The following is a 9,317-nucleotide window of genomic DNA, read 5'->3' as shown; positions in this document are numbered from 1 at the left end:
TTATTAATTTGTCAAGGGTTTTAAAAAAACTTTTTTTTGGGGGTTTTATGGAGAAGTTGCAATTAATTTAAAAGCTAAGCTTAAGCGCTATGCGCACGCTACGTGAACAGCCTTCAGCTATCAGCATTCAGTTTAAAATTAACCTATTTAGTAAGAATTTAATATTGATAGATTAATGAGAATTTAAAGTCTAGGTAAAAGCCCATTTTATTCAAAAGATGTTCGCGTAGCGTGCTAATAAGCTGAGAGCTAAGAGCTGAGAGCTGAGAGCTGAGAGCTGAGAGCTGAGAGCTGAGAGCTGAGAGCTAAGAGCTGAGAGCTGAGAGCTGAGAGCTGAGAGCTGAGAGCTGAGAGCTGAGAGCTGAGAGTTTACGATTTAATATTAATAAAAAAAAGCGATACTATTGGCTGAGCATCGCTTTTGTTGTTGATCTAATTTTACTGACAGCGTTTTTGATAACTATGAGTTACACAGGATGTTTTACCGATGCCCGATTCCCGATTCCCGATTCCCGATTCCCTAACCCCTCCTGGGAGGGGTTAGGGGTGGGTTCCGATGCCCGATGCCCGATGCCCGATTCCCTTTCCTATAGCTAATAACTTACGAATCTGAAGGTACGGGCTGAGATTCTAGATATTCCAGAAAAGACATTAATTCTTTGTCACTAAGCAGCTGACGCGATCGCTTACCGTAAGTTTGTAGAAGATAGTCTTTCCCCTGTTGAGTTGTCCAACCCAGACGCTTCATTTCTACATTAGTTTTAGTAATGATGTCAGAATGGTCAATAATCCCAGAACTCAATGATCCCATGTCACTGGTGTTAGTCTCCATGGTATTTTGAGAATATGACTGAACTGGAGGATCAGGTGGTGAGGTCTGGTAGCTAATTGGCTCCCTCTTCTTAGGGATGTCAGCTGGCACAGTGGTCTCTACTTCCCTTGAGAAGGAATCATTGCTAAAGTTCCTTACTGGTTCTACTGATGGGATATTGGCAGCGGTTTCCCTAACCTCTCTAGCTCTTGACTCTGAGAAAGAGTAACTACTGGTGTCACTGGTTCGACTAGCTTGAGTAAAATGATGATTGGGTTGAGTCTGTTCCTGACTTGCTGAGGTCGAGCCAACATCATAGCGAGGCAATGGTTGCAGCGGCAGATTTACCTCACGCTTTGCTCTGGGAATATCCTTGTTTTGATCAATCCCTTTGGTGCTATCCATGCCTAAAGCAGCTAAAGCTCTAAGTCTGGCTTGGTCTTCTGCTAATTCAACGGTTTGGGCAGCAGCTAGACCGGTGACCAAGATGGTACCCTCAACTTTAACTGAGCAACGTACTATGTACTGACCATGGTCAATTGCTAAAAGATCGCTGATCAAGCTGCCTTGAGGATAACGATCTCGGAACTGAGTAAACATAAAACCATTTCCTGCCCAAATCTAAGCATTATATCATAGCATAGCTTTACCCGAAAACTGTAGCAAGCGATGCAGCGCGGTCTTGGGGAGCCAGTGCGGTCTTGGGGGTTCCCCCCATGAGCAACTGGCGTGGTTTCCCCCATGACCGCGCTGCATCAAGACAACGGAACAGCATATCTACGGATCACCGGAACATTTGTTCCCGATTCTCTACTCCCGTTGATGTACAATAAAACATGATACAATAAAACTATATTTGGTAAGCTCGCTCAAAAATGGTCATCTTAGTGAAAGTATTCTGTGGTTACAATCTTCAACAGACCTAGGAGAAAGGAATTTCTGTTCTGTTCCTGATCCAGTGGAGCAGTACAGCCAAGTACAACTAAAGTTCCTTTTTTCCAGGCGCTCTAGGAATAGGAAATCAGAGGGCGGGTAAACCTCCAAGTTCCCCTCGTTGCCCACACCTACTATCTTCCACAAGAGCTGTCATCTGCTGATGTAGTCCGTAGCCTTTTAGCTTAATCTGCTCTTATGCCCCACGTCCGAACTTGCATGTCGGCGTGACATGAATGGCGGATAAGAACTTTTATACTTTGTGATCATCTATAATGAACATAGTAGGGTAATGAAATTAAGAGCTAACCGCCACCTACTTGCTAAAAATAGAACTTTTTTGTATTGTTCCGGCGCGGAGGGGCATCTCGTGTCGTTAATAAAGCTTGCCGAGTATCCTAACCGTTGGGTGGAGTTGGCAAGAAGCCTACACTGAACTCGAAGAGTTAGTGTAGGAGTATGTCACGTAGACTAGTAGTAGATATAACTGGGGAATTTGAACACAGTTCCGAGGCTGACCAGACGTTGGCTAGCTTCTCTTTTGCCCCAGGGGCTAAAGCATCGGCAAAGCAAGGGGACTAAGTTACCAGGAAGCGTAATGGTTCCGATTATTGCAGTGTCTGAACATAAGAGTTTTAGCCGAATATTCTGGGTGGCATTGGAGAAACTCACTCTTTGAATCGGTTGCTTCTTATACATAACTGCCTGTTAGTTACCCGTTTGATGATAACTTCGCCAACGAAACAATCGTCCTAGGTTCCTCAAACCGTAACTCAAAGAAGGTGCCATGGCGTTTGAATCACTGGCTATTGACCAACCTCAATCTCAAAAATCCCGCAGGCTTTGTTAGGTGAGTCATTAGCCTAAAAAGTTACCCTGACCTTAGTCTTGCTTCGGAACAAAAACAACAGAGTCGGTTAACCAGTTTAGGCAAACCATCAGTGGATACCCTTTCCTGGGAAAGAAACACAAGGGGTGGAACAAGTTCAGCTACCCGGGATTACTGATGCACTATTCTCTGCTGCTGGAGAAGTGTACACCTGGCTTGCCTTTCAATGTTCAGCCGATGACCCGATCGCATCAGGGACTGTCCTACCAATGCGATCGCATGCTCTTAAGGGCAACAAGCAAAAACCACGATCAGACGAAAAGGATTGTTGGATGGAATTTTCAATCGCTACATTACTTTCTAATTTTACTGATGATAAACTAGTGGCACCCAAAGTCTTAGAAAAAAAACTTGGTTGCCAAGACAAAGACAGTCTCAAAAAACTCCAGATTTCCCTGGATGTACTGGAAAAATTAGGAATTCTGGTTAAAGATCGCGGCAGGTATCGGCGTGTTTACGAAGAAGACGTGGTGGAAGCCAAGCTGCGGTGTTCCAGTAAAGGCTTTTGTTTTGCCATCCAAGAAGTCGAGGGAGCCGATGATATTTACATTCGGGAGAGTAATCTGAGTACTGCCTGGAATGGCGATCGCGTCCTAGTCAAAGTTACCAAAGAAGGTAGCCGACGCCGCTCTCCTGAAGGAGAAGTGCGGTTAATTCTGGAACGGGTAAATCCTTCAGTGCTAGCGCGAGTCAAGGAAACTGGTAATGGTTACCGAGCCTTTCCCCTTGATGACCGACTCTTGTTTGAACTAGATCTTGAACCAGATCAGGAAATCTTACAAAAAGCAGTGGAGCATCTGGTTCATGTAGAAGTGCTACGCTACCCCCTAGGACAAAACCCTCCCCTTGGAAAAGTTGCCCGTATTTTAGGAAGTGATGCAGAAGATGCCGCTGACACCGACATTGTCTGTTGCAAGCACGATTTACGCTCTAACTTCCCTGATGAGGTACTTCTAGCCGCTGATAACTTACCGAAAAAGCTGAAAAAATCCGACTATAGCGAGCGCCTAGATTTGCGAAAGGTTCTAACCATTATCATTGAAGATAAGCTAGCTAACTCAGAAAAGGTAGTTGTAGAAAACGCCTTTACTCTAGAAAAAACTGAAGCAAATCAGTGGCAACTGGGGATACATATTGCTGATGTGGCTTACTTTGTCCCTCCAGACTCTCCCTTGGCGGATGAAGCCAGAAAAAGGGGTACAGCAGTTTATCTGTCCGATGTGATATTGCCTTTACTACCGGACGCCGTTACCCAGCTTTGTTCCCTAGTACCAGGTCAAGACCGCTTAACCATCTCCGTACTACTCACTCTAGACGAAGCTGGTAAGGTAGTAGAATATCAGATTCAACCGTCCATAACCCAGGTACACTACCAGCTCAGTTATGAGCAGGCTCAATCCCTTCTGGGGGGACATGAGGAAGCTGACTCAGAATTGGCACCTGTGGTGGACATACTCAAGGAACTGTTTTTTACCTTGAGTCCAGCAGTCAGGGCGCAACGAAAGCAGCGGGGTGCCTTTGACCTAAATTTGTCCCAGATTCCATACCCCTATAAAGATGAAGGGAGAGTGGGGGCTCTGGAGGTTTCTTCAACAGTACCAATGCAGTCTTTGTTGAAGGAATTAGTGATCTTAGCCAATCAAGCAATAGCTACCCACATCCAAGCCCTAACTTTGCCAGGGATTTACTGTGTCCAGGGGCTACCGGATTGGGATGGGCTTCAGGATTTGATGAGGTTGGGCATGAATCTAGAGCATGATATGCAGCTTGAGCAAGAGGAAACTATTACCCCTCAAGACTATCAAGGCTTTACCCAGCTATTTGCCAAATCCATAGCACCTAAAGTATTGATCTATTTGTTGTTATCAACCTTAAAACCAACAGGTTATAGTTCTAAACCAGGATCGCACTTTGGTCTAGCATTGGATACTGGCTATACTCACGGAGTATCACCACTGAGGCGCTATGGGGATTTATGGGTACAACAGTTACTGCATTTGGTATTTGAAAAAGGAAGAGACCGTCGTTCTACCCGTTCCAAAGACCGGGTAAATCTGAATCATAGCAGCTGTCAAGGTAATATAAACTGGAATGTTTTACCACCAGAAATTCACCAAGAGTTAGAAAATCAGTTAACTACATTAATTCCCCATCTCAATGACCGTGAAAAAATCACCATGGATGCAGAGATGGATTTACAGGGCTTAAAGAAAGCTGAACAGATGAAAGAGCGTACAGGAGATATCTTCAGCGGTCTGATTACTGGGGTTCAATCCTACGGCTTTTTTGTCGAAATTGAAGACTTGTTAGTAGAAGGATTGGTTCATGTTAGCTCTCTCAAGGATGACTGGTACGAGTATCGCTCCCGTCACGCCTGCCTAGTCGGTCGCAAAAATCGCACTGCCTATCGATTAGGCGATCGCGTCGAAGTCCAAGTCAAGAGTGTGGATTATTACCGTCAACAAATTGACCTGGTAACCGTAAGCGGTGGTAGTTTTGCTAGTAACGAAGATTTAGAGGAGTAAGTTATTCGTGAGTGGTTAGTAGGTTACTAGAAGGTTAACTAACCACTAACCACTAACCACTCACTACTAATGAAATGATATTAAGTCCGGTTAATCACTTACAGCGGTTTTAAATTCGGTGAGGTACAAACTTATCGGTTTTAGGGAGCAGGGACTTCGGAGCAGGGACTTCGGAGCAGGGAACAGGGAACAGGAAAAAAAACTTGTTTACCTCATAGTTATGAAAAACGCTGTATAATATGCTTGATTCTAATAGGGTTGATTCCTTTTTGTTAATTAACAATTTAAGCTATTAGCTGATAGCTGATAGCTGAATGCTTACATGACACCGGACATGATTTTACTACTGACTAATCACAACTAATGACAACTCCTTTAATTCTTGGTGTCACCGGTGCATCTGGGCTAATCTATGCTGTACGGGCTTTAAAATATTTACTAGAGGCTGACTATGCTATTGAGCTGGTGGCCTCAAAATCTACCTATATGGTTTGGCAGGCAGAGCAAAATATTCGCATGCCTCTAGAACCCGATCTACAAGAACAATTCTGGCGTGAGCAAGCAGCAGTCGATCAGGGGGGCAAACTCATTTGTCATCGGTGGGGGGATGTGGGAGCCAGCATTGCTAGTGGTTCTTTCCGTACTTTAGGAATGGTGATCATGCCCTGTAGTATGAATACCGTAGCAAAAATGGCTGCGGGCTTCAGTACTGACCTGCTGGAGCGTTCAGCAGATGTTCAAATTAAAGAAGGGCGTAAGCTAGTAATCGTACCTCGTGAAACACCCTTTAGCTTAATCCATCTGCGTAACCTTACCAGGTTAGCAGAAACAGGAGTTAGAATTGTTCCAGCTATACCGGCTTGGTACCATAACCCTCAAACCATCGAAGATTTGGTGGATTTTGTGGTAGCTCGTGCTTTAGACCAGTTAGACATTGACTGCATTCCCCTAAAACGATGGCAGGGCAGAAGTACTGATTAGCTTCAACATAGTTATTATGATAGGTAAGCAAATAAAGATATCGGATAAGATGGGGAAAATAGGGCAGATTTCAAAGAGGAAGTAGTAGGAGGCTAAATCGTCAGACGTTTCTGCCTTGAGCCGGACATATGCTGATCAATCTTCATCACCCCTCAAGCAACCTTTAACCTGTAACCTTCAAGCCCTTGGTTTATGTTTAGGATTATTATATTCTTATGTTTGGTAATAGGTGGATTGGCACTGTTTGTTGTCGATAATTGGTTGCCAGTGCTACCGTTGGTCTTTCTAGGCATGAAGACACCACCTCTACCTCTAGCCTTGTGGATTGTTGGTGCCGTTGGAGCTGGAGTTCTAACCAGCATCAGCCTACGACTCCCCAATTACCTGGCTTGGCGTTACTCTCGTCGAAATTCTGAACCACCGGACAACGAGCCATTATTTTCTGAATATAGCCGTCGCGAAAGTAATCAAACCCAGACGAGGCAGCATAAAACTCGTGAGCGTCCAGCCTCGAAAGAAACCTCAAAAGATGATCCGGTCTCGGATTGGGAAGAAAGTAGTAGTAAAGACTGGGACTTTGACAAAGATCAGGATTCAGATCGAGTTTCATCAGGTCGCCAAGGGGTTAAGCAAGATTCGACCTCACACACAACTATTGCGGATCCCACTAGCTATGACCTGAGCAAAGAACTCGAAAGTAGTGATCAAAGCGACTCTGTGTATTCCTATAGTTATCGGAAACCTGGAAATTCAGGTGTTGGTAAATCCGAAACAGTTTACGATGCCAAGTTTCGAGTAATTAATCCACCTTACAAGACGGTAGCTAAGCAGCCTGAAGAGGATGAAGAGGACTGGGGGTTTGAGGATGATGAAGACTTTGAATAACCCTTTTTGTGTCAATATTTGTGTGTCAATAATGTTTAATTACGTTATATAGCAATCCTAACTCACTGTTGACTTTGTTTATTACTAGTCAAACAATAGCAGCCAAGGTAGTGAAAGGTCACTCCTTGGCTGCTATTGTTAGATAGTTAGTCAATTATCCATTTGGCTAATGATTCATTTGTTCGCGAGATTGTTGCCTCACGCGACCAGTCATGGCAGCTTCCTGTAAGGCCATAAAGGCATCGAGATCCGCCAAATCGTACTTTTTATGTTTTTGATGGAGCATCCTGCGTAATTTATCCTCGGCTTCTATGGTAAGATAACCGGTGGTGAGAGCTTGTTTGACAATGTCACGAATTAGCAACATTTACTTTGTTACCCCTACTTTAGATGGAGTGACCACTAGTGAAAACCAGTAGATCGGTTTAACTATCTGTTTCACTAGTGGGATAGTTTTGTGAGACACCGAAATCAGCTGCTTCATCAGGTAGTTAAATGCCAGGGATTAGAAACTGTGCGTTACACATATTTGAGTTTCCCTGGTCTAGAGAACCGGGGATTATTTTACCCTCGTGCCAAGTTTGGACTTGTATTCAGTCTAAAGGTACACCAGGCAAACGGTGCTTAAACACCGCTTACCTAGTCGGCTTAAGCCTAACCCTAAGCTTCTGGCTACTTTTATAATGACGGCGGTTAAAACCGCCTTGTCTTGCTTCCTCCGCCACATAGCCACATAAATGATGACGGTTTCCACGCTGCCTTTGTCTAGATCCAGTCCCAGATGGGGAAAACCACGCCAGTCCCTCATGGTCAAGGTTCCTGTGTGTTAAGGCTTGCGGGAGCACCTTAGTAAGCCCAGTGGGCACCCCCTGTGGCCTCACTGGCTCCCCAAAACCACGCTACATCGGGTTTGTTGGGATGAAGTTTAGATGAAGCTATTGTGAATAATAACATAAATGTGAAAGGCTGTCTCCCAGTGGGAATCCTAGAGTGGTACCGTTGATTAAGTGTGAACTAAGGGTAATCACTGATTAGACCGGGGAGGGCATGCGTGAATGACTTGTTGAAGGGCATCAATGTTTTTCTGATTGGCATGATGGGCGCTGGCAAAACTACTGTTGGAGGTTTACTAGCTAGTGAGCTAGGTTATGGTTTTTGTGATACAGATGCCCTGATTGAGCAAATTGCAGGTAAAACGATTAACGAGATATTTGCTGAGGACGGAGAAGAAACCTTTCGACAACTGGAGACTCAGGTACTATCGCAACTATCGGCTTATCAGCAATTGATCGTTGCTACAGGAGGTGGTATTGTGCTTAAACCCCAAAATTGGAGTTATCTGCATTATGGTCTGGTGGTCTGGTTGGATGTCCCTGTGGCAATGTTAATCGAACGCTTGCAAGAGGATACCACTCGCCCCTTACTACAGAAACCTGATCCTGCTTTAGAATTGCAGAAAATTCTTGACCAAAGACGGAGTCTTTATGAATTAGCTGACCTTCACATCTGTGAAGATTTTGGGGAGACTCCACCACAGATTGCTTCACGAGTGATCACAGAAATTCCGAAAGTTCTTAAAAAATCTACACAAAAAAATTAGGGTTAGTGGACAGTCGTGTCAGGTTGAATACTTATCTTTCTGGATCTTTATAGGTTGATAGCCAATTAACACTTAACACTTAACACTTAACACTTAAGTAAGCATTCAGCAGTCAGCGGTCAGCAGTCAGCTTATTTTATTCAAAAACACCGATTGCGCTATGGGCACGCTGCGCGAACAGTAGCGTGCCCATCGCCCATAAGCACCGAAAGTAGCACCATCTGTAGCGCATTAGCTGATAGCTGTTCGCACCTCAAGCAGCGTGGCCACAGGCCAAGCGTGCGCGTAGCGCATTAGCTGATAGCTTAATGGTTACCGAAAATTTTGGGTTTAAAGCCCCGTCCTTCCTTCGACGGCTTTCAATGAAAGTTTGTAAGAGATGTGCTATAATCAGGGTAAGCGCAAGAAAAAATTGCCCATAATGTGCATTGGCTGGATATCGGTTGATCGTGGCTCGAAACCCCTATAATCTCGTAGAACTTTATTCTCAATAGAGTTTAATAGTTGAGAATGAACCCAGTTTTTTCTCAATAAGCTACAGCTTATTGATTCTTGCGCTTACCCTGGTGCTATAATGAAAGCATAAACAATAAACTTTAAAAGTAGAGAGATACTATCTAATCATAAGTAGGCAACGTAAAAAATATGTAGAGCGTACATATTGCTCCATTGGGTCTAACGACTTGAACGTCT

General features: G+C 44.2%; 9 protein-coding genes. 6 read left to right on the top strand and 3 right to left on the bottom strand.

What is annotated here, in order from left to right; translation table 11 throughout:
• Positions 1-462 precede the first annotated feature (462 nt).
• Complete coding sequence (locus tag F6K20_RS12460) at positions 463-597, top strand: hypothetical protein (protein ID WP_267872119.1); 135 nt, start codon at positions 463-465, stop codon at positions 595-597.
• A 4-nt stretch (positions 598-601) separates the two neighbouring features.
• On the opposite strand, the gene F6K20_RS12455 is transcribed toward F6K20_RS12460, so the two are convergent.
• Positions 602-1,411, bottom strand: a complete 810-nt coding sequence (locus F6K20_RS12455) for a slr1353 family protein (RefSeq protein ID WP_008190615.1) — start codon at positions 1,409-1,411, stop codon at positions 602-604.
• Between the two features lie 792 nt (positions 1,412-2,203).
• Here F6K20_RS12455 and F6K20_RS12450 point away from each other — a divergent pair.
• The 4 genes from F6K20_RS12450 (at position 2,204) to F6K20_RS12435 (ending at position 7,024) form a co-directional block, all read left to right on the top strand.
• Positions 2,204-2,326, top strand: a complete 123-nt coding sequence (locus F6K20_RS12450) for a hypothetical protein (protein ID WP_267872120.1) — start codon at positions 2,204-2,206, stop codon at positions 2,324-2,326.
• A gap of 579 nt (positions 2,327-2,905) precedes the next feature.
• A complete protein-coding gene (locus tag F6K20_RS12445) occupies positions 2,906-5,158 on the top strand; it encodes a ribonuclease R family protein (RefSeq protein ID WP_044495596.1) in 2,253 nt (750 codons plus the stop codon).
• Between the two features lie 363 nt (positions 5,159-5,521).
• Positions 5,522-6,139, top strand: a complete 618-nt coding sequence (locus F6K20_RS12440; protein WP_008190620.1) for a flavin prenyltransferase UbiX — start codon at positions 5,522-5,524, stop codon at positions 6,137-6,139.
• Positions 6,140-6,373: 234 nt separating this feature from the next.
• The gene (locus tag F6K20_RS12435; protein WP_081431888.1) at positions 6,374-7,024 is read left to right on the top strand and encodes a hypothetical protein; all 651 of its coding nucleotides are present in this window, start codon (positions 6,374-6,376) and stop codon (positions 7,022-7,024) included.
• Positions 7,025-7,190: 166 nt separating this feature from the next.
• On the opposite strand, the gene F6K20_RS12430 is transcribed toward F6K20_RS12435, so the two are convergent.
• Complete coding sequence (locus F6K20_RS12430; protein WP_008190624.1) at positions 7,191-7,391, bottom strand: hypothetical protein; 201 nt, start codon at positions 7,389-7,391, stop codon at positions 7,191-7,193.
• 231 nt (positions 7,392-7,622) lie between these two features.
• Positions 7,623-7,832 (bottom strand): hypothetical protein, encoded by a 210-nt coding sequence (locus F6K20_RS12425; RefSeq protein ID WP_008190626.1) that lies wholly within the window; start codon positions 7,830-7,832, stop codon positions 7,623-7,625.
• 243 nt (positions 7,833-8,075) lie between these two features.
• Between F6K20_RS12425 and F6K20_RS12420 the strand changes: the two genes are divergently transcribed.
• A complete protein-coding gene (locus F6K20_RS12420; RefSeq protein WP_008190629.1) occupies positions 8,076-8,624 on the top strand; it encodes a shikimate kinase in 549 nt (182 codons plus the stop codon).
• Positions 8,625-9,317 lie beyond the last annotated feature (693 nt).

The sequence above is a fragment of the Moorena sp. SIO2C4 genome, from assembly GCF_010672485.1.
Taxonomy (GTDB): Bacteria; Cyanobacteriota; Cyanobacteriia; order Cyanobacteriales; family Coleofasciculaceae; genus Moorena; species Moorena producens.
This window is presented reverse-complemented; position numbering and strand designations above follow the sequence as displayed.

Excerpts from the sequence above, each read along its gene's own strand:
- F6K20_RS12460 (WP_267872119.1), top strand. The coding sequence starts at position 463 with ATGAGTTACACAGGATGTTTTACCGATGCCCGATTCCCGATTCCCGAT.
- F6K20_RS12440 (WP_008190620.1), top strand. The coding sequence starts at position 5,522 with ATGACAACTCCTTTAATTCTTGGTGTCACCGGTGCATCTGGGCTAATC.
- F6K20_RS12450 (WP_267872120.1), top strand. The coding sequence starts at position 2,204 with ATGTCACGTAGACTAGTAGTAGATATAACTGGGGAATTTGAACACAGT.
- F6K20_RS12455 (WP_008190615.1), bottom strand. The coding sequence starts at position 1,411 with ATGTTTACTCAGTTCCGAGATCGTTATCCTCAAGGCAGCTTGATCAGC.
- F6K20_RS12445 (WP_044495596.1), top strand. The coding sequence starts at position 2,906 with ATGGAATTTTCAATCGCTACATTACTTTCTAATTTTACTGATGATAAA.
- F6K20_RS12430 (WP_008190624.1), bottom strand. The coding sequence starts at position 7,391 with ATGTTGCTAATTCGTGACATTGTCAAACAAGCTCTCACCACCGGTTAT.
- F6K20_RS12425 (WP_008190626.1), bottom strand. The coding sequence starts at position 7,832 with ATGAGGGACTGGCGTGGTTTTCCCCATCTGGGACTGGATCTAGACAAA.